Annotated in this window: 23 protein-coding genes; 3 read left to right on the forward strand and 20 right to left on the reverse strand. The window is 56.9% G+C overall.

Features of this window, described 5'->3' with window-relative positions:
- Nucleotides 1–36: 36 nt before the first annotated feature.
- The 18 genes from pseI to mutY form a co-directional block, all read right to left on the reverse strand.
- Nucleotides 37–1,080, reverse strand: coding sequence for a pseudaminic acid synthase (pseI, locus tag EII23_RS02155; protein ID WP_124791668.1), 1,044 nt, complete (start codon nucleotides 1,078–1,080; stop codon nucleotides 37–39).
- Complete coding sequence (locus EII23_RS02160) at nucleotides 1,058–2,365, reverse strand: WbqC family protein (RefSeq protein WP_124791670.1); 1,308 nt, start codon at nucleotides 2,363–2,365, stop codon at nucleotides 1,058–1,060. The genes pseI and EII23_RS02160 overlap by 23 nt, the downstream gene beginning before the upstream one ends.
- 3 nt (nucleotides 2,366–2,368) lie before the next feature.
- Nucleotides 2,369–3,454 carry a radical SAM/SPASM domain-containing protein gene (locus tag EII23_RS02165; protein WP_124791672.1) on the reverse strand — a complete coding sequence of 362 codons (1,086 nt, stop codon included), beginning with the start codon at nucleotides 3,452–3,454 and terminating at the stop codon, nucleotides 2,369–2,371.
- Between the two features lie 3 nt (nucleotides 3,455–3,457).
- Nucleotides 3,458–4,387, reverse strand: a complete 930-nt coding sequence (locus EII23_RS02170) for a class I SAM-dependent methyltransferase (RefSeq protein ID WP_124791674.1) — start codon at nucleotides 4,385–4,387, stop codon at nucleotides 3,458–3,460.
- Nucleotides 4,362–5,429 carry a UDP-2,4-diacetamido-2,4,6-trideoxy-beta-L-altropyranose hydrolase gene (gene pseG / locus EII23_RS02175; RefSeq protein ID WP_124791676.1) on the reverse strand — a complete coding sequence of 356 codons (1,068 nt, stop codon included), beginning with the start codon at nucleotides 5,427–5,429 and terminating at the stop codon, nucleotides 4,362–4,364. The genes EII23_RS02170 and pseG overlap by 26 nt, the downstream gene beginning before the upstream one ends.
- On the reverse strand, nucleotides 5,426–6,112 hold the full coding sequence (gene pseF / locus EII23_RS02180) for a pseudaminic acid cytidylyltransferase (protein ID WP_124791678.1): 687 nt from the start codon (nucleotides 6,110–6,112) through the stop codon (nucleotides 5,426–5,428). The genes pseG and pseF overlap by 4 nt, the downstream gene beginning before the upstream one ends.
- Nucleotides 6,113–6,124: 12 nt before the next feature.
- The gene (locus EII23_RS02185) at nucleotides 6,125–7,438 is read right to left on the reverse strand and encodes an aminotransferase class III-fold pyridoxal phosphate-dependent enzyme (RefSeq protein ID WP_124791680.1); all 1,314 of its coding nucleotides are present in this window, start codon (nucleotides 7,436–7,438) and stop codon (nucleotides 6,125–6,127) included.
- Between the two features lie 5 nt (nucleotides 7,439–7,443).
- Nucleotides 7,444–8,337: an aldo/keto reductase gene (locus EII23_RS02190; protein ID WP_185702277.1), complete on the reverse strand. Its 894-nt coding sequence runs from the start codon at nucleotides 8,335–8,337 to the stop codon at nucleotides 7,444–7,446.
- Nucleotides 8,338–8,344: 7 nt separating this feature from the next.
- The gene (locus EII23_RS02195; RefSeq protein ID WP_185702278.1) at nucleotides 8,345–8,908 is read right to left on the reverse strand and encodes a GNAT family N-acetyltransferase; all 564 of its coding nucleotides are present in this window, start codon (nucleotides 8,906–8,908) and stop codon (nucleotides 8,345–8,347) included.
- Nucleotides 8,853–10,079, reverse strand: a complete 1,227-nt coding sequence (pseC, locus tag EII23_RS02200) for a UDP-4-amino-4,6-dideoxy-N-acetyl-beta-L-altrosamine transaminase (protein ID WP_124791686.1) — start codon at nucleotides 10,077–10,079, stop codon at nucleotides 8,853–8,855. The genes EII23_RS02195 and pseC overlap by 56 nt, the downstream gene beginning before the upstream one ends.
- A gap of 5 nt (nucleotides 10,080–10,084) precedes the next feature.
- Nucleotides 10,085–11,068 (reverse strand): UDP-N-acetylglucosamine 4,6-dehydratase (inverting), encoded by a 984-nt coding sequence (gene pseB / locus EII23_RS02205; RefSeq protein WP_124791688.1) that lies wholly within the window; start codon nucleotides 11,066–11,068, stop codon nucleotides 10,085–10,087.
- A gap of 221 nt (nucleotides 11,069–11,289) precedes the next feature.
- Nucleotides 11,290–12,414, reverse strand: coding sequence for a bifunctional oligoribonuclease/PAP phosphatase NrnA (locus EII23_RS02210; RefSeq protein WP_124791690.1), 1,125 nt, complete (start codon nucleotides 12,412–12,414; stop codon nucleotides 11,290–11,292).
- Nucleotides 12,401–12,697, reverse strand: a complete 297-nt coding sequence (locus EII23_RS02215; protein WP_124791692.1) for a DUF503 domain-containing protein — start codon at nucleotides 12,695–12,697, stop codon at nucleotides 12,401–12,403. Before EII23_RS02215 ends, EII23_RS02210 begins: the two co-directional genes overlap by 14 nt.
- A 45-nt stretch (nucleotides 12,698–12,742) precedes the next feature.
- Nucleotides 12,743–15,595: a translation initiation factor IF-2 gene (gene infB, locus EII23_RS02220; protein WP_124791694.1), complete on the reverse strand. Its 2,853-nt coding sequence runs from the start codon at nucleotides 15,593–15,595 to the stop codon at nucleotides 12,743–12,745.
- Nucleotides 15,588–15,833, reverse strand: a complete 246-nt coding sequence (locus EII23_RS02225; RefSeq protein WP_185702279.1) for a YlxR family protein — start codon at nucleotides 15,831–15,833, stop codon at nucleotides 15,588–15,590. Before EII23_RS02225 ends, infB begins: the two co-directional genes overlap by 8 nt.
- Complete coding sequence (gene nusA, locus EII23_RS02230; protein WP_124791698.1) at nucleotides 15,817–17,127, reverse strand: transcription termination factor NusA; 1,311 nt, start codon at nucleotides 17,125–17,127, stop codon at nucleotides 15,817–15,819. Before nusA ends, EII23_RS02225 begins: the two co-directional genes overlap by 17 nt.
- 76 nt (nucleotides 17,128–17,203) lie before the next feature.
- On the reverse strand, nucleotides 17,204–17,869 hold the full coding sequence (gene rimP, locus EII23_RS02235) for a ribosome maturation factor RimP (protein ID WP_124791700.1): 666 nt from the start codon (nucleotides 17,867–17,869) through the stop codon (nucleotides 17,204–17,206).
- Nucleotides 17,870–18,087: 218 nt separating this feature from the next.
- Nucleotides 18,088–19,236 carry an A/G-specific adenine glycosylase gene (gene mutY, locus EII23_RS02240; protein WP_124791702.1) on the reverse strand — a complete coding sequence of 383 codons (1,149 nt, stop codon included), beginning with the start codon at nucleotides 19,234–19,236 and terminating at the stop codon, nucleotides 18,088–18,090.
- 192 nt (nucleotides 19,237–19,428) lie between these two features.
- Here mutY and EII23_RS02245 point away from each other — a divergent pair, with 192 nt between their 5' ends.
- On the forward strand, nucleotides 19,429–19,935 hold the full coding sequence (locus EII23_RS02245; RefSeq protein ID WP_124791704.1) for a peptidylprolyl isomerase: 507 nt from the start codon (nucleotides 19,429–19,431) through the stop codon (nucleotides 19,933–19,935).
- A 41-nt stretch (nucleotides 19,936–19,976) separates the two neighbouring features.
- On the opposite strand, the gene EII23_RS02250 is transcribed toward EII23_RS02245, so the two are convergent.
- Nucleotides 19,977–20,438: a nuclear transport factor 2 family protein gene (locus tag EII23_RS02250; protein WP_124791706.1), complete on the reverse strand. Its 462-nt coding sequence runs from the start codon at nucleotides 20,436–20,438 to the stop codon at nucleotides 19,977–19,979.
- A gap of 186 nt (nucleotides 20,439–20,624) precedes the next feature.
- Here EII23_RS02250 and cysK point away from each other — a divergent pair, with 186 nt between their 5' ends.
- Nucleotides 20,625–21,539 carry a cysteine synthase A gene (cysK, locus tag EII23_RS02255; RefSeq protein ID WP_124791708.1) on the forward strand — a complete coding sequence of 305 codons (915 nt, stop codon included), beginning with the start codon at nucleotides 20,625–20,627 and terminating at the stop codon, nucleotides 21,537–21,539.
- A gap of 107 nt (nucleotides 21,540–21,646) precedes the next feature.
- A complete protein-coding gene (locus EII23_RS02260; protein WP_124791710.1) occupies nucleotides 21,647–22,588 on the forward strand; it encodes a chemotaxis protein in 942 nt (313 codons plus the stop codon).
- Between the two features lie 142 nt (nucleotides 22,589–22,730).
- Here the strand turns inward: EII23_RS02260 and EII23_RS02265 are convergent, their stop codons facing one another.
- On the reverse strand, nucleotides 22,731–24,326 hold the full coding sequence (locus tag EII23_RS02265) for a sigma-54-dependent Fis family transcriptional regulator (RefSeq protein ID WP_185702280.1): 1,596 nt from the start codon (nucleotides 24,324–24,326) through the stop codon (nucleotides 22,731–22,733).
- Between the last annotated feature and the right edge of the window lie 311 nt (nucleotides 24,327–24,637).

The following is a 24,637-nucleotide window of genomic DNA, read 5'->3' on the forward strand; positions in this document are numbered from 1 at the left end:
TCCCCAATATGAAACTCTGGAACTAAGCATATTGGCTCATCCCACATGTTCCCAAGAAAGGGGTGTCCCGGTGGCCAGATCGCATTTCGCGTGCTTTCCCAAAACAACATCCAGATATCGCGGATGCAAGCCATACCCAGGGCGAATGCTGCGCACATTTTCTGGGGTGAACTTTTCACCGACGCGCATGTCTCGCACCACAAAGAGTGAACGACGGAACGCAGCGCTTTCTTTTTGTTTTTCCGTCAGATCGTAGCATACTCTTCCCAGCGCCTTTTCCACCGTGCGGATATCATGCACCATCTGCTTGAGTTCTTGGGGTTCCATACTGAAAGAGCTATCGGGACCACCATCGGCACGCGCAAGGGTAAAATGCTTTTCCACAACTGTTGCGCCGAGCGCCACTGCCGCTACAGCTACCGCGCTCCCCATAGTATGGTCGGAGAGTCCCACCTTGCAGTCAAAAGCTTGGGCCAGATGCGGTATGGTGCGTAGGTTGGCCTCTTCAGGCGGCGCGGGATAAGCGCTGGTACACTTAAGCAGAGTAAGATCCGTGGTACCGTTTTCTCGCAAAGAGCGTACGGCCTCGTCAATTTCTCCCAGGGTCGCCATACCTGTGGACATGACAACCGGCTTGCCTGTGAGTGCGATTTTTTTCAGAAGGGGAATGTCCACCACCTCACAACTGGCGATTTTATACCGCGCGATGCCGTATTTCTCCAAAAAATCTACCGCAGTAAGGTCAAAAGGCGTGGAAAAGCAGTCCATGCCCAGATCGTTTGCGAGTGCCATCAGACGCGGAGTCCATTCCCAAGGCGTATGCGCTTCCTGATACAGATCATGCAGTGTTCGTCCTTTCCAAAGAGTTCCTTTGATACGGAAATACTCATTGTCACAAGGAATTGTGAGGGTATCTGCTGTGTATGTCTGCAATTTGACAGCATTTGCTCCAGACATGGCAGCCGCACGGATGATATTTTCGGCCCTTTCCGCACTCTGATTATGGTTTGCGGAAATTTCTGCCACAATACAACAAGAAAAAGAAGGTTTCTGTGCGTCATCGGCAACGCGTGATTTCATCAGGGCTATCCTTTTGTTCCGCACTAAAATGCACGATCGCCTCTTCCCAAGTCAGCCAGCGCCGTGTCCCGCGCAATGTTTTACGAATCTGTGAAGGGGAAAGATTAAATAATGCGTCTACAACAGAAAGATAGGGAACAAAAACTGCATTTCCATATTGACAGTATTCCTTTGGATTGTGGTACTGAAAATATGTTATAATATTTTTAAGAGGAAATAGTGCATCCTGTTTCATGTAGGTTAAGCTCCCTTTGGGAGAATAGTAGCATCGAGCCCCCACAGAATGGAGCAATGAAGAAATTTTTGACGAGCGCTGTTCATTTCTTTCATAATTTAACCTTGAGCTGCATAGAACGTGTGTGCGTATGCCAATATATTTGGCGGTCTGACAAATAAAGTATGTCAACATGTCCGCTAAATTTGCATATGAACGCTTTAACCATTCCTCGAGCAATGGCATTACGGCATGAAAATACGGTGCCTTGCCATAGCTTTGAGACATGGAAGTAAAAAATTTTTTCATCCAATGCGCTGTATGTGCCGGAGAAATCTCCAAAAACGTTGCAGCAATATTTTTTGGATGCTGTACAGGAAGTGTTATGATGCCCGCCCGGCCAGGTGACAGAAACAACTGATTCCGTTGCCCCCAGCTTTGCCGTGAAAATTGAAAATCATCCAGAAAAACAAAAATGTCTGCCTGCTCAAGCAACTCATAATACCCAAGCCATGGCATAAATGTGGGCTGCATCAATGCAACACGTGGTTTTAATTTTTTCATTGTTCGCCATGAAGACTCACAGATCCCCATCCGAAGTATATCATAACGCCCTTGTGCACCTTCATACTCTTGTATGAGCAATCCTTCATGCTCGAAACCACAACGTCCGTACAAGCGCAACGCCGCATGATTGTCAGGCCTCACATGCAAATATATCTTGCGTAATCCGAGCGCGTCGAAAGCCTGCTCCAAAATCAATTCTGTCGCTGCAGTGGCAAACCCACGACCTTGAGCATCGCCATTGCCGACATATATCCAATACTCGCCCCGGCGGTGCTGACGATCAATATTTTTCAATCCGATATTGCCGATATGTCCCAAACTGTCTTGTTCTATGGCCCAAATGGCTTGAGTCTCATCTTCTTGCAAGGACATAAACCAAAACATGTGCTGTGCATGCGTAATATGCCTGTCCACCCCAAACGGTTTGGCAATTTCAGAATTATTGATCCAGTGGAGTGTTTGCTCCAAGTGGCGGGTTCTCAAAGGAGATAAGCGCAGATACATGGCTCAAAAATCGTAATCGGTACAAGTGCTGCAAAGAGGAATAGAGGTCAGCAATCCTTCTCTTTCTATGTCCAAAAGTTTTTTTCTCCTATCGCCATTCCAGATATCGTAAAGAGAGTTTTCATGAATATTCCCCAGATACAGTGGGCCAACATATTTTTTTTCACAATTATATGCAGCATCACAAAGTGTAACCGCACCATTTGAGCAGATGAAGCAATCTCTGCCTTGGATACGCTTACAATGCCCACGAGGACGGCGCTCTCGCTGTGCATATCCAAATGAATTTTCAGGAAGGTTCACATATTCAAGCATATTGATGCTCACGACATCAACCTTGGGAAAAAATTTTTTTATAAAAGGTTTGACTTCATGTTTCGTTGTTTCTTGTTCAATCATCTGCAGATGAATATAGGGCAGACGCTTCGATGACTTTTTTTTCAACTCTATCAGGGTTTCAAAATTTGCCATGACTTTTGCAAAATTCCCTTGCGGGATCACAGACTTATGTGTGACTTCGGATACACCATGCATACTATAGTTTATATAATCAATGCAGGAGTCAAGAATAAAATGGCAATTTGATTCATTCATCAGATGGCCGTTCGTTGACATCCATACATATCCAAAATTGCCAATCCTGCTAACCGCATTGACAATTTCTCTAAAATCTGGATGCATCAACGATTCTCCCAAATGATAAAGCCATAATCCTTCTACGCCAACTTCACCAATTTCCTTTAAAATACGTATATAATCCTTTTTGGGCATATGCATGGCAGGGCGCAAGAGGTGATTCCTGGGACACATTTTGCAGAGGACATTGCATACACTTGTCATTTCAAACAAAATTCTTCTCGGAAACTCATCTAAACAGTCTTTCTTAGCATGCAGGTTTATCTTTGAAATATTGACAACAGCGCTTCCTTGGGCAAGGGTTTCGTTCAATCGTCTTTTATTCTCTGCCGTATCAATAAACTCCAGATCCATTGACACTTCCACTTTGGGCAGTTGCCTGAGTTGCCTGAAATCGGGCACTACCCCAGCCTTCTGCTTGACGCCACAGCGCGATATATCCATAAATTCCATGAGTTACCTCTCTATCTGTTTGGGAGGGGTAGCCATAGAGTAGACGTCAACTTTTCCAAAGCATACAATCTGACGCCCAAACCCGCCATTCCCCAACATCCGATAGAAGTCACGCAATTCTGCAGACTTCCCTGCTTTGCGCAGATTCTCTTCAAATAATACACGTTTTTTGTGGCATTGGTGCCCCAAAATATTGTCTCCAACGTATACATCTCCCATCAGCAAAAATAATTCCAGCGGAAAACTGGACAGCAAGTCTATTACTTCATATCCGCAAGCTTGTAACAAACGTTGCAATGAAACTGGAGTAAAATAATTAATATGGACAGGGGCAGCAACCCACCATTCGCCAAGTCCAAGCACATCGCGTGCAGCCATCTGCAATGGGTTAAATTCATTGGGAACATCAACTACCAGTACACCATTCGGCTCTAAAAGCTGCTCTCGAATTTCTCGCAACGTTCTTGCTGGCTCGCGCAGATGCTCAAGCACATTCAGCAACGTGACAACAGAATAGCGTTTTTCTTGCACGATATGGGAAAAATCTGTGTCTATATTAGACAAAAAAACTGAAATGTTTTTTTTCTGAAGAAAAGAAACTGCCTCCGGAGCAACTTCCATCCCGGCTACTTGCATGCCTTTTCCTTGAGCAAATAATAGCAGCTCGCCAAATCCACACCCGATGTCAAAAAGTGATTTCCCCTGCAAAGATCCCAGTTGTCCTTCCAAGATTGTACATATATCTTCATATCTGCCATGATTAAATATACGATCTTCGCTCTGCTTTTCTTGTGAAGAGTCATTGCACAATCCATACCGTGAAGAGTAAAACTCTTCACGGTAAAATCTTTCAACTTCTTCAGTGCTTGGGATAGGGGACAAATGTCGGTATCCATATTCAGGATGCTCAACTATGACATATTTCTTTTCCATATGAATTCCTCAACATTTCATAGATGAATCTTTCAACCCCTTTTCCATCCACAAGCTGTAGTGCATGTTCCCTCATAGCTTGCAGATCAGATGGGCACTGCAAAAATTTTTGTAGTTGCAATGTAAATTCTTTTTTGTTCAATGTTAATATGTTTCCACCATAGACAAGAGCCTTGAGCTTGGACAAAGATTCCAGAACAGGTTCCTGATTTTTCGAAATCGCCAAACAAAACGAAGGGACACCAAAAAAACAAGCTTCCCAACAAGTGCCGCCCCCCGCCCCTACCAAAATATCCACTTCTCCAAATATATCCGCCATATTATCCTGAAAGGGCAATATTTCAATATCAAGCATGTTGTTATGCAAAAATTCCATCAATCTCTTTCTGTGGAGGTTTAAGACTCCTAACGCAACGGACACTCTTCCCAGCCATCCAATGGTCATCAGAGACTGCAAGACCAAACCGGTAGCGTTGGGGGTATCCTCCCCACCGAAGGAAACCAAGACATGCGGGGAAGGTCCAAGTAGCCGTTGAGGTTTCTTTGCCTGTAAAAATTCTTTACGAATCAAGGCATATTCAGGGCCAAACAATTTTTTTGTCCATGGAGCGGTACAAAAGCCATAATTTTTTGCATCAGGTGCCGGCACCAAGAGGATATCTGGCTCATAAAAATCTTGCTGGTTGATATCTTCCACCATTGCAACACAAAACCCAGCCCCCCTGAGGTGTTGTACATAAACACGATCAAAATGATAACCGTCAAGCACGATATGCCTAACAGCACACGTTTGGCCGAGGTATAATGTTTTTTCAATGTCTTCTCTTGCAGGATGTGCTCCAATAGTTCGATGTACCTCAAAACCCTCATTGTGTAACCGGGAAAGCAGCACTTCAGACACTGTGTTGGTAACAAAAATAACCCGTCCACCGTTACTTCGCCAAGCTTGACCCAGTGCAATCATACGCAGGATATGCCCACTGCCTAGCCCCGTAGGCGTATCTGCCCTGATGAGTACAGCAGAGGCAGCAGATATTTTCATTTTTTTATCACAGCAGCCATTCGCTCAGCAAAAAGCCAGTCTTCTAAGGTATCAATATCTATACAGGCTTCCCGGGGCAATTCAATCACTCCGGTTTTGAGACTGACCGCAGTTTCGTGTGCCAAAAAATATGCTGTCCGAAACCAGTACATTTGCCCAGCGTCAACAAAAGCCTCTGGCATGTCTTGCGAACGCATGCTCGCCTTATCCTGTGAAAACAGTGGCGATAGTTCGTGGGCTGTATTTCGTACAAGTATCTGAAAAACAGGAAAAGGGACGCGCTGCATGGCATAGGCATTGGGTGCTCCTTGTCTGATCAGCATGAGGCCTTGCTGGATATGCTCTGCTGACAAAAAAGGAGCAGTAGGATACAGATGGCAAAATTGTTCTATAGCCCCCCAACATTCCATTGCCCACTCCAAGGCATGCCTTGCCGCCTTGTGCGCGTGCGTGAAGTCATCGGCCAGTTCCGCAGGGCGCAAAAAAGGCACCTCCGCGCCATACTGGCGGGAAACATCAGCAATTTCCGCGTCATCCGTGCTGACCAGAATGTGCCCGAAACAGCCTGACGCCAATGCCGCCTCAATAGGCCAAGCGATCATGGGCTTGCCCAGAAAAGGACGGATATTTTTGCGTGGGATACGCTTGGATCCCCCACGGGCGGTAATGATGGCAATATCCATGCGCACTCTCTACTACGCCAACCTCTTGAAACCACTGGTCGCGGGAGCACCCTTGAGGCGCTCATGAATATCCCCCGCCTTCTTGGCGTCAGCCAGCTTGGCGAAAGATCGACCACAAGCGGCGAGATAGCGCTCTACATCCGCATCAGTATGTGCGTCCATAAGGTAACAGAGGCTGGATGCGAGGATACCCTCCTCAAGCATACACTGCACAAAATACGCCTTGAAGGCAAGAAAGTCATCTTCATCAAAGACAAAATGCGACATGGCATCCATGCCTTCGGCGTGGGCGGCAAAGCCGTGGGCTGCACCCAGTTCCACCCAGGATTTTTTGATACGCTGCCCGAGGCGGGTAAATTTTTCGTACGGTTTGCGCCGGGCATAGGCTTTCATGCAGGCAAGCGCCGCCGCAGGCCCGACACGTTCCGTCCAGTTGGTGGAAGAGATAAAGGTTTTCTGGGCGGCCTGCATGACATCCGCCTTGCCGATGACAGCGGAAATGGCATATCCGTTGCCCAGCGCCTTGGAAAATACCGCCATATCCGGCTGTACCTGGTGCAGCACTAAGTGCGCTCCGCCCAAGCAGTACCTGAAGCCCGCCGAAACTTCATCCATGATGAGCACAGCGCCGACATCGTCGACAAGCTGCCGGACGGTTTCAATGAAGCCGGGATCCGGCATGGCCGAACGTACAGGCTCCATAACCACCGCTGCCAATGACCGGCCATGTTTTTCCACAATGGCGCACAGCTCCTCCGGGTGGTTATAGCGAAACGTATGGGTGGACCCTTGAAGTCCGCGCGGTACGCCGGACGGGGCAAGCCCCGGCATGAGATGCCCGTCCAAGGCCGAATCTTCCGCCAGGTTGGCGGCCAAATACCAGTCGCTCCAACCGTGATAGCCGCAACAGGCCACCACATCACGGCCCGTGTACGCTCTGGCTATGCGTACGGCGATACTCAAGGCCTCGCCGCCGCCACGGGCATAGCGCACCATGTCCGCCCACGGGTGAACATCACACAAAAGGTTGGCCAATTCCACCTCTTCCGGGCAGTTGAGCGAGCAGGCCACGCCATTGCGGACAACCCGCGCGACGGCATCGTCCACCTCATCATCCGCATAGCCCAACACGCACGCGCCAATGCCGCCGATGGACATGTCGAGATATTCTCTGCCGTCCAGATCCCATACTTTCGCGCCCTTGGCCCTGCTGTAATATCCGGGCCAGACGCCCAACGAGAACATGTCGGGACGCTTGGACAACAACTGCGTCATGCCCGGTATACGCTTGCGACCTTCAAGCTGAAGTTTTTGGGACTGGAGCATGGCATCTACCTTCGCCACAGGGCAGGATTGAGAAGTTCAGGAAGCTGCGGCGGAAAAACGGCATCAAGGCGCTGCAGAACCGCCGGAGAAAAGGTAGCAGCCGCATGAGCAAAGTCAAGATTGTTCCGTACCTGCGCAGCCTGTTCCGCGCCGAACAGAATGCGCTGGTCAGGATGGCGCCGCAACATCCATACCAGCGCCAGTTGCAGGGGAGAGCAGTCCACTTCCAGGGCAATCCGCCTCAGGGAGACCAGCGCTGGCGCCAAGCCAGCCAAAAAATCCGGCAAATGCTCCGGCAGCATTCCCAGAGCCCCTTGCAGAAAAACGGAACGCACATGCAATTCCTTGCCCATGTCACGGGCGGCGGCGAAAACTCCCGCGGCTTCAAACCTTCGGTCGAAAAGGCTGGCAGGGATCTGCACCACGGCAACGAGCCTGTGAGCCAATGCCTGCAAGGCAGCCTCAGGGGTATACACCGAGATACCGATGTAATCCGTCTTTCCCTGAACCAGTAGATCTTCCATAACTGCTCCCTGCCAGCCGTCCAGCAGGGCAAGCTGTTCCTCACGGTGCAGCATGAGGCAGAAGATCTTCGGTATGCCCAATTCCGTCAGCGAACGCATGACGGAAGCGCGGAGGGAGGAAGGGTTTGTGGGAAGCACGGAAACCAGTTTGGTGATGACACGGGCGGCCTTCCCCGCACCACAAGCCCGCAAGGCTGCCCCCAGCACGGATTCGCTAGCACCATACCCCTGCGCCGTGTCAAAATATACGATACCACCGTCCCACGCGGTACGGACGATGGCATTGGCCTCCTGCTGGTCCGGCTGACCGCTGGCATTGGCTATGCCGTAAGCTTGTCCCAGTTGCGCGGTGCCAAGGATGAGTCTGTTTGTCATTTTTTTATCATGCTTGCTGGGAATGGAAACTTTCAAACTCTGTGGCCAAGAGTCCGTGAACAATGCTATCCCCTCGTACGCCCTCAGCATTGACATGCTGTGCACGGAGAATTCCTTCAATATGAAATCCATTTTTTTGAAAGACTCTCAACGATTCGATATTATTGGCGTAGTGCCCTCCGGTAACCTTGAAGAGTCCTTGTTCACGAAAAGCAAAACGGCACGCGCCCGCAACAGCTTCCGTGGCGTATCCCTTGCGTTGCGCCTGTGGATGCCCGATGACAAAAGAGATGTCCGCTGTTTTGTACAACGCGTGAAATCCGTTAAATGTCACTGTCCCTATAAAAAGTTTGCCATGATTTGCGAACACGCCGAAATGCAGGCCGAGTTGGGAATTTTCACGGCGCATTTTGACGTAGGCAGCGCAACTTTCTCTGGTATGCCTGCGATGACGCACTTCCAGAAAACGGTTTACATCGGGATTATTCATCCATTGTATATATTCTTCCGTAATGTCAGATACTGTTGGTCTGCGAAGTAAAAGACGTTCTGTGAGAATCTCCGGTTCCATAAAAATCCTCATCAGCATGAAGAGATGGTTCTTGACAGGGATTCCGATTTTTTCGGGACAATCCGGCGGCAACACACACTCGCCTTATATCTTCATCATCCATACTTGGCCAGAGGGGTAGTGTCAAAATCTGTCCGTAGGCCGTCTCTGCTATAGGGCACAAGCCTGCGTTGTAGCCCAAGCTCTGATAGTACGGATGCAGATATATGGGCACATAATGGACGTTGGCGCCGATGCCAGCTCCGCGCAAGCGCTTGAAAACCTCATCCCTGGCTGGCGTGCGCACCACATACAAATGGTAAGCGTGGAAAACATGCGTATGCCTGGCAAGCGGGCAGAAGGCCGTGCCCGCAAAAGCGACATCATACCGCCGTGCCAGATGGTTGCGCTTTTCAATCCAGGTGTCCAGCTTTTTGAGTTGCGCACTGCCCAAAGCGCATTGGAAGTCCGTGATGCGATAGTTGTAGCCCAGTTCGGTCATTTCATAAAACCATGCGCCGGTCTTTTCGCGCTGGCTGGCCGTAGTGGTGATGCCGTGCCCGCGAAAGGCCCGCATCCGGGCCGCAAGCGTGGCATCAGCGGTTACGGCCATCCCTCCTTCGCCCGTGGTGATATGCTTGACAGGGTGAAAGCTGAACACTGTGATGTCTGCCAGCGTCCCTACGCGACGGCCTTTGTATACCGCGCCCAAAGCATGGCAGCTGTCCGCTACCAGAGCCAGATGGTGCCTGTCGGCAATGGCGCGCAACGCATCCCAGTCGCAGGGTTGCCCTGCGTAATCCACTGCGATGATGGCCTTGGTACGCGGAGTAATGGCCGCCTTCACTGCCGCCGGATCAAGCAGCAGAGTGTCGGCGTCCACATCGGCAAAAACAGGCGTACCATCTTGATACAGAATGCAGTTGGCCGAAGCGGCAAAGGTCATGGGAGTGACGATGACCTCATCCCCCTTGCCAATACCCAGAGCAAACATGGCCGCATGCAGGGCTGCGGTACCGTTGCTGACGGCCACACCGTACCGCGCTCCGGTGTACGCGCAGACATCGGCTTCAAAGCGCTCCACAGCCGGGCCTGTAGTCAGCCAGTCCGAACGCAGCGTCTCCACGACAGCCTGAATGTCGGCATCATCGATGATTTGACGACCATAGGGAAGAAAAGAAGTATCGTCCATGTCGGTTACCTGACATCAAAACCCTGTTCACGCAAGGTGCTGCGCAACTGGGGCACGCTCAGCCATTGTCCATTGGTGCCGGAATTGTATTCAAAACCTTCGGGCACGGGCTTCCCGTTCGGGCCTCGATAGGGAAAGGTTTCCGGTTTGATGACGTAGTAATCGCCAATGTCGATGGTGTGTCGCGAGTCTTCGCGGGTAATCATGGTTTCGTGGAGTTTTTCGCCGGGGCGAATTCCCACCTCCACGGTGGACATGCCGGGAGCAATAGCTTCGGCCAGGTCGGTAATTTTCATGCTGGGAATCTTGGGCACGAGAACCTCACCGCCCCCGGAGAGCGTAAAAGACCGCAGCACCATATGCACGGACTGCTCCAGAGTGATCCAGAAGCGCGTCATGCGGGCATCGGTGACGGTCAGTGGGCCGCCTGCCTCGCGTTGCTTGATGAAGAAAGGGATAACGCTGCCCCGGCTGCCCATGACATTGCCATAGCGCACTACGGAATAGACCGTCTCGCAGGCGGTGAAGGCATTGGCGGCAATAAAGAGCTTGTCTGAACAAAGTTTTGTGGCCCCATACAGGTTGACCGGGGCCACTGCCTTGTCTGTAGACAGAGCGACAACTTTTTTCACGCCACAGTCCGCAGCGGCGTTCACGATGTTTTCTGCACCGGTGACATTCGTACGGATGCATTCCGTTGGATTGTACTCGGCAGCGGGAACCTGCTTGAGCGCGGCGGCGTGGATCACATAGTCGACACCGCGAAAGGCCCGGTACAGGCGTTCCTTGTCGCGTACGTCACCGATGAAATAACGCATGCAGGGGTATGCCTGGAGGGAGAATGTCTGCGCCATTTCAAACTGTTTGAGTTCGTCGCGCGAAAAAACGATCAGCCGTTTCGGCTTGTAGTTCTTCAACAGGATTTCAGCACATTTTTTGCCAAAAGACCCTGTTCCGCCGGTGATAAGAATTGTTTTTCCGTTAAACATGTTATTCCGTTTCTACTCCGGCACGGGCACCGGTTTTTGTCTGAAAAGCGCCAGTTTTTTTACGGCAACGGCAATGCCGGAGCATAGTTATGTCCAAGCGCACCAAATTTTTAAGTTACGTTATCCGCAAAGCAAAGACAAGCTGATGGTGCTGTGGCAGCAAGTTTTTTCTGAAAAAAGGAGACATTACTGTTCGAACAGTGGGGACCATCTCTACAGTGCTATTTGGAGAACTTTAAGCTATCTGCGGTGGACGCGCTTCTGCGTGCGGAAGAGTAGCCTTGAAGGTTTGCCTCTGCACAGGCATTATCCGTTTTCTGTGTACTATTTTTAGGGGGGCACAATCCGCCCAACACGTCAGAAACAGCGGCCAGCAGTGTGGTCTGCGCTTCTTCCATGCCCATGTGCAGGGTGCCGCCGGCCGCGTTGCGGTGGCCGCCCCCGCCCAGCAGCGCGGCTACGGCGCGAACGTCCGTGGCTCCGTAGGAGCGCAGGCTGAACTTGCACAGGCCGGGAGCGTCTTCCCGCAGGAACACGGCCACAGAAACCCCCCGCAAGCGGCGCATCTGCTCCGCAAAGCCTTCCAGATCCTCCCTGAGAGCCTGAAAGACCTGCATGTCTTTCAAAAATACCGGGCAAAAGGCCACACTGCCGCCATACTCCAGGCGGATGCGGCTCATGAGTTCTCCCCACAGCCGCATGCGGCCCAGGCTCCAGTCATTTTCCAGCTTGTGGCGCAAAAGGGAAATATCGCAGCCGTTGGCGGCCAGATGGGCGGCAAGGGCCAGCACATCACTGTCGGTATTGCCGTGGCAGAAGCCGCCCGTGTCGGTAATGATGCCCAGCGCCAGACAGGTTGCCACATCGCCGGCAAGGGGCAGTCCGGCCATGTGCGTCACATAGGCCATGAGTTGGGCGGTGGCGGCGGCCTCCGGTTCCACCCAGTTGGCCTTGCTGCCCATGCCGCTGCCGCCCAGATGGTGGTCAATATTCAGGCTTTCCAGAGACGGCAGGCGTTCAGCCAGTTCCTCGCCCAGGCGCGAGGCTTCGCCGCAATCCAGCAGCAGGGCGGCCTGCGGGGTGAAGGGCGGATGCTCCAGCGTGGTGCGGACCACGCCGGGAAAGGGCAGAAAGCGCAGGTACTGCGGCACGTCGGGGCGGGCGTAAAGAAAAAACTCCTTGCCCATAGCGCGCAAAACATGCCCTGCGGCGGCCAGGGAGCCCACGGCATCGCCGTCAGGGGCAACATGCCCGGCCACGATGATTTTGTCCGTCCGGGCGAGAGCCTGGGCCATACGGGCTGCGCCGTCGCGAAAGCGCGCGGGCACAAGGTCAGTCTGCTGCATAGATTTCCACCTGGCTGTCCGTCATTCTTTCCGGGCAGACGGCCTCCATCATCAGGGCGCACTTGTCCATGCGGCTGCGCAGATGGGTTTCGCTGTTGGAAAGGGAGACCACCGCAAGGCGCAGGCGGCTGAGGCTCTGCTCGGTGCCTGCCTCGGCAATGGCCACGTTGAACGTATTGCGTGTTTTCTGTTTCAGGCTGTTGGCAACGCGGCGCTTGGCCTTGAGGTTGTCGTTGCCGTCCAGGCTGAACTCCACGGTCAGAACCGCCACAAAAAGGGGCATGGCATCGAACGGGCGGGCCGCCTTGCAGGGCGGCCCGCCTTCTGGCTAAAGAGTTGCCGCTTCTTCAACAGTTTCAAAGGTTTCAATGATGTCGCCGATTTTGATATCGTTGAAGTTGTCAAGGCCCACACCGCATTCGTTGCCCTTGACCACTTCTCTGGCATCGTCCTTGAACCGCTTGAGGGAGGAGATTTTTCCGGTGTACACGACCACGCCGTCGCGCAGCAGGCGCGCTCCGGCATTGCGGACGATCTTGCCGTCCGCCACATAGGAACCGGCGATCAGGCCGACCTTGGGCACGCTGAACGTATTGCGCACCTCGGCCTGCCCCAGATACACCTCGCGCTGCACCGGGGCCAGCATGCCGGCCATGGCGCCCTTGATGTCGTCCACCAGCTTGTAGATGATCTCGTAAAAGCGGATGTCCACGTTTTCGTGCTCGGCCACGTCCTTGATCCGGGCTGCGGGGCGCACGTTGAAGCCGATGATGATGGCCTGGGAGGCAGCGGCCAGCATGATGTCGGATTCGGTGATGGCCCCGGCGCCGCCGTGCACCACGTTGATGCGCACCTTGTCCGTGCTCTGCTTGATGAGGGCTTCCCTGATGGCTTCCAGGCTGCCCTGCACGTCGGCCTTGACCACGAGGTTGAGGGTCAGGGTTTCCTGATCGGACTTGCGCTGGGAGAGGAATGTTTCCAGAGTGACGCGCGATTCCGAGGCCAGCTCGCGGTCACGCTGCTTGATGGCGCGCGAGTCGGCGATGCGGCGGGCCAGCTTTTCGTCGGCCACCACAAAAAACTCTTCGCCCGCTTCCGGAACGCCTTCAAAACCCTGGATTTCCACCGGCAGCGACGGCCCGGCCTCCTTGACCTTCTTGCCCTGGTCGTTGACCAGAGCGCGCACGCGGCCCGAAAAAGGCCCGCAGACAAAATTGTCGCCCTGCCGGAGCGTGCCTTCCTGAATGAGCACCGTGGCCACGGGGCCGCGCCCCTTGTCCAGTTTGGCTTCCACAATATGGCCGCGGGCGGCTTTGTCCGGATTGGCTTTGAGGTCCATGATTTCCGATTGCAGGGCCACCATTTCCAGAAGGTCGTCCAGGCCCTGGCGGCTCTTGGCCGAAACCTTGGCCACAATGGTATCGCCGCCCCATTCCTCGGCCTGAAGGCCCAGTTCCGCCAGTTCCCGCAGGACGCGGTCAGGGTCCGCGCTGGGCTTGTCCATCTTGTTGACAGCCACCATGATGGGCACGTTGGCGGCACGCGAATGGTTGATGGCCTCGCGGGTTTGCTCCATGACGCCGTCGTCGGCGGCGACTACAAGAATGACAAGGTCCGTGACCTGCGCGCCGCGGGCGCGCATGGCGGTAAACGCTTCGTGGCCGGGCGTGTCCAGAAAGACGATTTCTCCCTTCTTGGTCTTGACGTGGTAGGCGCCGATGTGCTGGGTGATGCCGCCCGCTTCTCCCACGGTCACGTTGGATTTGCGGATGGCGTCCAGCAGGGAGGTTTTGCCGTGGTCCACATGGCCCATGATGGTGACAACGGGCGGGCGCGGCTTCAGATTTTCGGGCGCGTCGGCCTCCTTGGGCAGCAGATAGTCGTCTTCGGAAAAACCGGCCTTTTCCACTTCATAGTCGAATTCCGCGGCAACCAGGGTGGCTGTGTCGATATCCAGCGCCTGGTTGATGGTGGCCATGACGCCGAGGCCAAAGAGAACCTTGATGATCTCGTTGGCCTTGAGGCCCATCTGGTGGGCCATGTCGGCCACGCGGATGGCCTCGGTGACGCGGATTTTTCTCTTGGCGGCCTTGATGGGCTGGGTCGTCTGCGGGGTGGCCTGTTTGCCGCCCTTGCGCCGCCCCTTGCCGCGGTTCAGACGCACGCTGTCGTCGTCTCCGTGGCGGCCGAAATCGCCCTGAAATTCCACGGTACGCCGACCCTTGAGGCGTTTTTTCTTGCTCTGGCCGTCACGGCTGTCCAGAGGAGCCGCAGGCGCGGCCTGCTGGCCGAAACCGCCGGGCCTGCCGCCAGCAGGACGGGGCGCGCCGCCGGGGCGTCCTCCGCCCGGACGGGGGGGACGGGCTGCCGCGTCACGCGGGGCGCCGGGCCGCCCGCCCGCAGGCCGCTGCGCGCGGTCATCGCCACGGGGCTGGCTGGCCGGGGAGGGCCGCGAAATGATGCGCACCTGGGGAGCAGCGTTTTCACGCCGGATGCCGCGGGCGCTTTCGCCGTCGGCCTGGTCGGCTTCTGCGTCATCCGCATCAGCGCGCGGAGAGGCGGCCGCAGCGGGCAGAGTGGGGGCCGAGGAGCCTTCGGGCACTGCCGAGGCATCGGGGCGGGCCAGGCGGGTCGGCTTGACGGGCTTGTCTGCAGGTGTGCCGGGTTGCATATCAGGCAGAACCGCCGCAGGTTGGGGCGTATCGGGCTGCAGGGCATCGGGCAGGGATGCCTCTGCGACAGGGGGGGCGGGCGTGTCTTCCGGAGCGGACGGCAGGTCGTCCGGGCGGCTGATGACGCGGGCGGCGGGCTGCGCCTTGCCGGGCGCGCGGGCGGGCTTGTCTTCTGCCGGTTCATCCGCCGGGGGAGCGGGCTTTTCTTCCACAGGGGCAACGCTTGCCGGGCTTTCGGCTTTTTCCGTGGCCGGGGAGTCCGGCCCGCCGGAGTTTTCGGCAACGGGCGGCGTCTCCTTGCGGCGGCGGCGCACAATGACGCTGGGCTGTGTTTCGGCGCGCTTTTCTTCGGCAAAGCGGTTGCGCAGGCGCGCGGCTTCCTCCAGACTCACCGAGCCTGTAACGGCTTTTACCGCCATGCCCATTTCACGGGCAAGGGCCAGAATTTCCTTGGGATCGCGGGAAATTTCCTCACCAAGGGCCTTGAGCTTGATTCTTCCGTCAGACATGTTTTCTCCCCTTGCGCCGCATTCCGGGTCTGAACCTTGCCAATCGCGCGATGCAGACAGGATCGGAACACACATACCAGCCTCTGCCCGGACTGGTTTTTTCCGCGTCAATCGTCAAAACTCCCTGCACCAGAACATTGCGTGTCAGGGTTTCCTTGGGAAAGCGGCGGCGGCAGATGACGCACATGCGCACCGGGCTTTCAGGGCGCTGTTTCCTGCGGCTATTGCTCTCCGCCATTCGCGCCGTCCCCGGCGGGTTCGCCCTGAAGTGTTGCGGCTGCATCCGGCGCGGGGCTCGGAGGCGCCAAAAAGTTGATGGCCGAACGCAGATCGGAAATGTGCGCCGCGCTGAGGCCCAGTTTTTCGGCCAGGTCCTCATCGGAAGCCGTGCGCAGGCTGTCCAGCGATCTGTATCCGGCGCTGAGCAGAGCCTCAAGCGAAACTTCGGCCACGCTGGCCACCTGCTCCAGGCCGTGCCCGATGGCATTGGCCTCGTTGTAGCGGCTCTCGGTGAAGATATCGAGCTTCCAGCCCAGAAGGCGCGCAGCCAGCTTGACGTTCTGCCCCTTGCGGCCGATGGCGTTGGTCAACTGGTCGTCGGGAACAATGACTTCCAGCAGATTTTCCTCGTCATCCACCACAATGCGCGAGACCAGAGCGGGGGCCAGGGCGTTGCGGGCATAGGTGGCGATGTCGGGGCTCCAGACGACAATGTCGATGCGCTCGTTGTGCAGTTCCTGCACGATATTCTGGATGCGCGAACCGCGCACGCCCACGCAGGCGCCCACCGGGTCCACGTCCCGCTCGCGCGAGAGCACGGCCACCTTGGCGCGGGAACCGGGGTCGCGGGCAACGCCCATGACCTGAACCACGCCGTCATCCACTTCCGGCACTTCGCGACGAAAGAGGGCAGCCATATAGTCCCTGTGCGCACGGGAAATGATGACCTGCGGGCCGCGTCCTTCCTGGCGGACTTCGATAATCAGGGCCTGCAGGCGGTCGCCCCGTTTGTAGTGTTCGCGCGGGATCTGCTCCTCGCGCGGCAATAGAGCCTCGGTGCGGCCCAGGTTGACCACCCAGCCGTTCTTGTCGCGCCGCTGCACTGTGCCGGACACGATTTCGCCCACGCGATCCTTGTATTCCCCGAAAATGATTTCCTGTTCGGCATCGCGCATGCGCTGGATGATCACCTGCTTGGCCGACTGGGCCGCGATGCGTCCCAGGTCTTCCACCTTGACGCGAAAGCCCACTTCGTCGTCCACCTGAACCGAAGGATCGTGGGTGCGCGCTTCGGAAAGCTCGATCTGGAGGTCGGGATTGGCCACATCGCCGTCGGCCATGACTATTTTGAACTGGTAGACCTCAATGTCGCCCGTTTCGTCGTTATAGCTCACTTCCACGTCCATATTCTCGTTGAAGCGGCGCAGAACGGAGGTGCGCACGGCATCTTCAAGGGTGGAAATGAGCATGTCGCGATTGAGGCCCTTGTCCTTGCTGATCTGGTCAATGGCCTTTTTGAGTTCGAGATTCATGAGTGCCTCCGGCAGCCGCGCATGCGGCATGAAATCGCAGATTCCGGCATGGTTGTCCGACCTGTAGCGTCACGGGTCAACGCTGTTTCACCGTCTGTTTGCCGCGTTCCGGTTTGTTTGGGGCGCGCTTCGGCCCTTTGCCCGGTTTTTGCGGTTTTGCAAAAATATACATGCGGCAGGCCCGGCGCACCGTGTGCCAGGGTATGCGCACGGGCGAAACATTTTCCGGTTCTACCAGCCCCTCCGGGGAAATGGTTGCCGGAGAGAGCACAAAGGCATCGTCTTCCACGGCGTCCAGTACGCCGCGCCACAGCCGACGGGGATGCCCGCCGCCGGGAACGTCCACGGCTTCCAGCAGCCGGGCTTCCACCACGGATCCCAGATAGGGACGCATCTGCGCGAGGCAGAAAAAGAGGCGGGTCAGGCCGGGCGTGGAAACCTCCAGCACATAGGCTTCGGGGACAACGTCCTCCACCTCCAGGGCAAGGCCCAGATGGCGGGATATTTCTTCGCACTGATCCAGACTGGCCGAAAGGGCGGCCATGTCCTGCTCGTCACCGTCTGTCCGGGCGGGAAGGTCCGTCGGGCAGGGCGCTCCGCCGGGAGAGGGAACATCCACAAACAGGCGCACCACGGTGCGCCCGGCGCGGAGAACCTCCACTCCCCATATGACCAGACCCAGGCTTGTGACCACGGGCGCGGCCAGGCGGGTGACGGCGGCTTTGAGATCGTTGTCTGTCATGCCCTTCCTTGCGGACAAAAAAAAGGGGGCCCGTTCAAAGGCCACCCCGTGGAACATTGTCCTCATCAGGATGTTGCGGCAACGCGTGCATCGCCGCTTTGAATAAAAATTTTTATGCCGGGACGGAAGTTTTGTCAAGCAGTATTTGGGGCGACAGTCCGCGCTGCCCGCTTTTTTGCCCGGCACGGGATGTCGTTGCGCATGCATCGCCGCAAAGCCTACAGAAGATCGGCCAGTTTGCGGTGGGCAGCGGGCATGGCCAGCCAGTTCAGTTCGTCCATGGTGACCCAGCGGGCGTCGGTGGCCGCTGTCAGGCAGGGCGGCAGGGGAGGTTTGCCCGTCTGCATGCAGCTTTCCAGTTCCAGCCCGAAACAGTGTTGCCTCAGGCGGTAGGTGGTATAGCCGTGCCGGATGAGGCCCAGGCCGTGCGTTACGCGTACGGTGAAGCCGGTTTCTTCCAGAAATTCGCGGACAATGGCGGACGGCGCGTCTTCACCCGGTTCGATGCGGCCTCCCGGAAATTCCCACAGCCCCCCCCAGACGCCCGAAGGCGGGCGCTTCTGGACAAAGAGGCGTCCAGCGTGGCGCAGCACGCCGGCAACGGTCTGGATGGGCCTGATGGCCGCAGGTTTGCCGCGCACGGGGCGCTGTTTCTCAATGCCCAGATAGTGGCTGATGCAATATCTTTGCAGCGGGCAGGCGGGACAACGCGGTTTTTTGCCGCAGATCAGGGCCCCCAGTTCCATGATGGCCTGGTTGTGCTCCCGCGCCTTGCCCTCGGGCACCAGCCGCAAGGCCCAGACGCGCACCACGCCCGCCGCAGGCTCCTGCTTGACCGGCCCGTCCACGTCAAAAACACGGGCGATGACGCGCTCCACATTGGCGTCCACGCAGGGCAGCATGGAGCCAAAGGCGATGCTGGCAATGGCTCCCGCCGTGTACGGCCCCACGCCGGGGAGCGCGCGGATGTGGGCAGGGTCCGACGGAAAAACGCCCCCGTGCCGCTCCATGATCTGGCGGGCAGCGGCCAGCACATGCCGCGCGCGGGAGTAGTAGCCAAGCCCTTCCCAAAGGCGCAGAACCTCCTCCTCATCGGCGCGGGCCAGCGTGGCGACATCGGGAAAACGCTCCATCCAGCGCAGAAAATAGTCCACACCGCGCTCCATACGGGTTTGCTGGAGCATGACTTCGGATATCCAGACCTGGTAGGGCGCATAACCGTTGCGCCAGGGCAGGGCGCGCTGGTTGGCGGCGAACCAGTCCAGCAGGGCCTGCCCCAGTTCCGGCAAATGCTCTGCGGGCGGCAGATGCCTGGAAGCTGTCGGGGACGCGGCGAAAAGAGGCGCGGGGGTGGAAGTGGCGGGCATGCCTTTTCGTGTAGCCTGCTTTGTTTGCATTGTCATCCCCGGAGCCTTGGTCTATGTTTTTTCGGGCGCAAAAGGCACGTTGCCCGCACGTTTGTGCAGCAGGCGCTGTCTGCGCAGCCCTGAAGCCGCAGCCCTGCCCCCGGAGGGGGCCGATGGGCCGTCGGCACCATACATCCTTGAAGGAGAGCATACATGGCTGACAATCCCACGGTTCTGCTGGAAACCTCTTCCGGAGACATTCTGGTGGAGCTTTTTCCCGACAAGGCTCCCAAAACCGTTGCCAACTTCTTGCAGTATGTGGACAGCGGTTTTTACGCCAACACCATTTTTCACAGGGTTATCAAGGGCTTCATGATCCAGGGGGGCGGCCTCGGCCCGCGCATGGACGAGAAGCCCACCGGCGAGCCTGTGCCCAACGAAGCGGACAACGGCCTGAAAAACACGCGCGGAACTCTGGCCATGGCCCGTACCCGCGACCCGCACAGCGCCACGGCCCAGTTTTTCATCAATCTGGTGGACAATGCCTTTCTGGACCACACTTCCCCCACGCCGGACGGATGGGGCTACTGCGTTTTCGGCCGGGTCACGGAAGGCATGAACGTGGTGGACAAAATCGCCGCCGTCAAAACAAAGTCCCAGGGCATGCACGATGATGTCCCCACCGATATGGTGCTGATCACCTCGGCGGGACGCTTCTGAATACGGATCCGGTGCCGGACGCGCCGTCCGGCACCGTCTGTCTACTGAATGTCGCAATTGCCGTCGTCGCAGTCCTTGCCGGGAATCACCGGAGTGCCCTGATAGAGGACGACCTGTTCGCCCCGGCCGGTCTTGACAAGGACAAGGGTGAAGCGCAGGAGCCCTTCCGGCAAGGGATGCGGCGATGTGGCCTTGAGGTAGCCGGTGGCAGTGACCAGCTTTGCCTCGCCGATCATGACGGTGCGGGCATTGCTGAAGGTCATCCGGCTGACCACCAGCTTTCTGTTCCTGATGCTGTTGATGAAATGCTCCTTGTCCTGAATGTGCCCGTTGGTGCTCACATGCCAGTAGTTGGGGGCCAGGAGTTTTTCCAGGGCAGGCGCATCACCCGCAAGCAGGGCTTCGATGTAGAGTGCTATGGTGTCCGGTTTGGCCTGGGCCGTGCCCGCAAAAAGGCAGAAAACGAGAGCAAGGGGCAGAAACACTGTCTGCGGCAATCTCATGGGAGCCTCCACTGCGCTGGCAGCCGGGTTTGGGAAAAATTGCCAAAAAAAGGACTTTCCTCTACTCTTTCCGTGCAGTGTCAGGCAAAAAACAGCCTTTGTAAAGCTTGCGTCCCGCCCCGGGCTTCGTACAGTGCGTGCGAAAAAGCGGCGCGCAGGCAAAACCTCCCGCCACGGGGTGCAGCCATGTTTACTTCTGTTTTGCAAACCATCGGCAATACTCCCCTGTTGCGTCTGGATCTGTCCGACGATTTGCCGGGCACAGTCTGGATAAAGCTGGAAAATCGCAATCCCGGCGGCTCCATCAAGGACAGGGTGGCCTTTCACCTTGTCGAGAGCGCCTTGCAGTGGGGAGAACTGGAAAAAGGCGGTCTTGTGGTGGAGGCCACCAGCGGCAACATGGGCATCGGCATGGCTTTGGTGGCGTCTGCGCGCGGTCTGCGCGCGGTTCTGACCATGCCCGAATCCATGAGCCTGGAACGCCGCAATCTGCTCAAGGGGCTGGGGGCCAGGCTTGTGCTCACTCCCGCCGGGCAGGGAATGGCCGGCGCCGTGGCGGAAGCCCGGCGCATTGCGGAGCAGGAGGACGGCCGCCTTCTGGGGCAGTTTACCAATCCCGAGGCCGTGCAGGCGCACTACAAGACCACCGGGCCGGAAATTTTCAGGGACAGCGTGGGCAAGATGGACGTTCTGGTGGCCGGGGTAGGCTCCGGTTCCTCCATCACCGGCGTGGGCCGTTTTTTGAAGGAGCGCATTGCGGGCTTTCGGGTCATTGCCGTGGAGCCTGCGGCATCGCCGGTGCTTTCCGGCGGTACGGCGGGGGCGCACCCCATTCAGGGCATTGGTGCGGGTTTTGTGCCGGAAATTCTTGACCGCAGCCTGCTGGACGAAATTCTGCTGGCCGATGGTCAGGCCGCCCTGAAAACAGCGCGCCTGCTCATGTCCAGAGGGATACTGGCAGGCATATCCACCGGCGCCAACGTGCGCGCGGCCCTTGACGTGGCTGCGCGGCCCGGGATGAAGGGCAAAAATATCGTGACCTTTGCCTGTGATACGGGCGAACGCTATATGTCCACGGCACTTTTTGCGGAGATGCCCTGAGCCTGCCGGAGCGAAAATGGGCTTTGGCCCTAAACGGCTGCCGCTCCGCGCCGATAAGAAGGCAGAGCGTACCCAAGCCCGGACTCGGATAGCGACGGAGTTTTTTGATGGCCCAGACCAATATATTGCTGGAAACCGGCACCAACGAGCTCGAAATTGTCGAGTTCTACGTCAACCAGGATGGCTATGAGGCCCATTACGGGCTCAACGTGGCCAAGGTGGTGGAGATAGGGCGGCGCCAACCCGTCACGGTCATGCCCGAAATGCGCCACAGGGCGCTTCTCGGCGCGTTTCTGCACCGCAGCGGCAGCATTGTGCCGCTCATCGACATGGCCCAGTTTCTGGACAGCGCCCCCATCGACAATGCCGACGCCAAGGTCATTGTGACCGAGTTCAACGGCGTGCGCACGGGCTTTCTGGTTTCCGGCGTCAGCCGCATCTACCGGTTGAGCTGGACGGACGTGGAAGCTCCGGGCCAGTTTTTGCAAACCATGAGCCGCGGTTCGGTCACGGGGGTTGTGCGTCTTGAGGGGCGTGTGGTCTTTCTGCTGGATCTGGAAGCCATTGTGGCCGAACTGTATCCGGCCATGGCCCTGCGTTTTGAGGCGGATGCCGTGAAATTTGGCGAGGGCAGGACGTACAAGATCCTGCATGTGGACGACTCCCGCAGCGTGCGCAATCTGTTGCTGGACCTGCTCAACAAGGAAGGGCGCTTTGAGGTGGAGCAGAGCGTCAACGGCCAGGAGGGCTGGAACAGGCTCGTGGCTCTGCGCGAGCAGTGCGAGGCCGAGCAGCGCCCCATTTCCGACTTTGTGCAGGGTGTCATTACGGATATCGAGATGCCCGCCATGGATGGTCTGGCTCTCTGCAAGCACATCAAGGAAGATCCCATTCTGCGCAAACTGCCTGTGGCCATCTTTTCGTCCATGATCAACGACAGCCTGTCCAAGAAGTGCGCGGTGGTGGGCGCGGATGCCCAGTTTACCAAGCCGGATCTGGTGGCCCTTTCCCTGCGGCTGTACGAACTGATCACGCAGGCGTGGGAGTAAAGCGCCGGATATTTTCGCGGACTTTTTGAAGCTCCTGATTTTTTTGGCCTGCTGCAAGCCAGACAGGTCAACCGTCCTCATGCGGGGGTGACCAGCCTTGCCTTGCCCGACAGGGTCGCCCGGTTGCGGCAAAACCGGGCGTTCAGCGCAGGCCGAGCTTGCGCATGCGGTGCAGCAGGGTGCTCCGGGGCAGACCCAGCGCGGCGGCAGCGCCCCGCGGGCCGGAAAGAACGCCGCCCGTGCGCCGCAGCACCCGCAGGATATGCTCCTTCTCCAGAGCGGCCAGGGTTTCATCCCTTTCTTCCACAAGATCTTCCGGCAAAACATCCTTTCTCCGTGCGGGGCGCTGCACAGATTCCGGCTCCGGGCAGTTTTCGGAGCCGTGCCCCATGGTGCGGCTGTTTTCTTTCAAAACGCCCTCAAGCAGACCCGTGGTCAGGGTTCTGCCCATGCTGCGCAGGACCAGCAGTTTGCTCAACACGTTGCGCAGTTCCCTGACGTTCCCCGGCCAAGGATACTGCGTGAGCGGCGCCAGCAGGGCATTGCCGAAAGAGGCCGCGGGCAGGCCCAGTGTTGCGCTGACCTGGGCTGAAAGGGCGGTCACCAGAGGCGGAATGTCCTCTTGCCGGCGGCGCAGGGGAGGCAGCTCGATGGAGCAGGGCGACAGGCGGTAAAAGAGGTCCGCGCGCAGTTTTTTCCGCCTGACGGCATCCCCGGGATGGACATTGGTTGCCGCCAGAACCCGCACATCCACAGCCAGTGAAACGCTTTCTCCCACCCGCTCGAAACTGGCGTCCTCCAGCACCTGGAGGAATTTGCTCTGCATTTCCGGCGAAAGCTCCGCGATCTCGTCCAGAAAAAGCGTTCCCCCGTGGGCCAGTTCAAAACGCCCCACACGTTTGCTCACCGCTCCGGTAAAAGACCCCTTGGCATGGCCGAACAGCTCGCTCTCAAACAGGGTCTGCGGCAGTGATGGGCAGTTCACTTTGACGAAATGGGAATTTTTCCGGGGGCTTCTCCGGTGGATGGCATGGGCCAGAAGGCTTTTGCCCGTTCCTGTTTCGCCCAGCAGCAGCACGGGGATGTTGAGGCCGCTGACAGCGTCCACCTTGCGCATGACTTCGCGCATGGCCGGGCTGTGGCAGACAATGTCGTCATCGTTTTCCAGCGGAGGGATCAGGGGTTGGCATTGCAGACAGCCTTTTCTGCGCACCTGCTCCAGAGAAAGAATGGCGCCCAGACAGGTGGCCAGCGGGGGCGACAGGGCCAGAAGGAGCGTGGCGTATTCGTAAATATGGTCGGGTTTCCGGGCAAAGGAGCAGTGCAGGGTGGCGAAGATCTCGTCGTCCAGGATCAGGGGAAAGGCCATGGTGGCGGTAAGCCCGGCTTCGGCAATGGGGTGGGGGTCGCCATCGGGAAAATCCCTGCTGAAATCCGTGATGATCACGGGCTTGCGCGAAGCAATGACGCGTCCGGCCACGGTGGTGGACGTTTCGGCGGGGCGCACGGGTGAAAGCGTGCTGGCGATGGTTCCCTGGGCGGCCGTGAAGTAGATGAGCATGTCCCCGGCCTGGTCATAGAGGTTGATGCACAGGCGGTCAAAGGCAATGTGGGCGCGCAGCAGCGCCGAGAGAGAAGAAAAAAAATTTTTGCGGCTGGTGGAAGCGGTCAGCTCTGTCATGAGTTTCTGGCTTATTTCCGTAGCCAAGGCAGGGATATTTTCCAGGTAAAGGGGCATGGCGGCTCCGTGGATGCCGGTCAGTTCACTCTCCGCAAAAACGCAAGGGGAGCGCGCGGGACTGTCGGACTTTTTGTGTCCGCACTTGTACGCTATTGGACAATATTTGTCCATATATGAACATTTTTTGTCTGCAAGAAGGCATTCTTGAGGAGGCTGGTAAAAAAACAGAACGTATTTCGCGATATTATGAAAATGTTTTGTTTGGAATGCTCCTTGCTTTTCACCTGCAACAGCCTTTGCGCCGTACCGGACGGCAGGAGGGCTGCCAAGGGATGGGGCGGTTCGCGCGCGGCGCGGGCCTGCCGGTA

The sequence above is a fragment of the Desulfovibrio sp. OH1186_COT-070 genome (assembly GCF_003860215.1).
Classification (GTDB): domain Bacteria; phylum Desulfobacterota; class Desulfovibrionia; order Desulfovibrionales; family Desulfovibrionaceae; genus Desulfovibrio.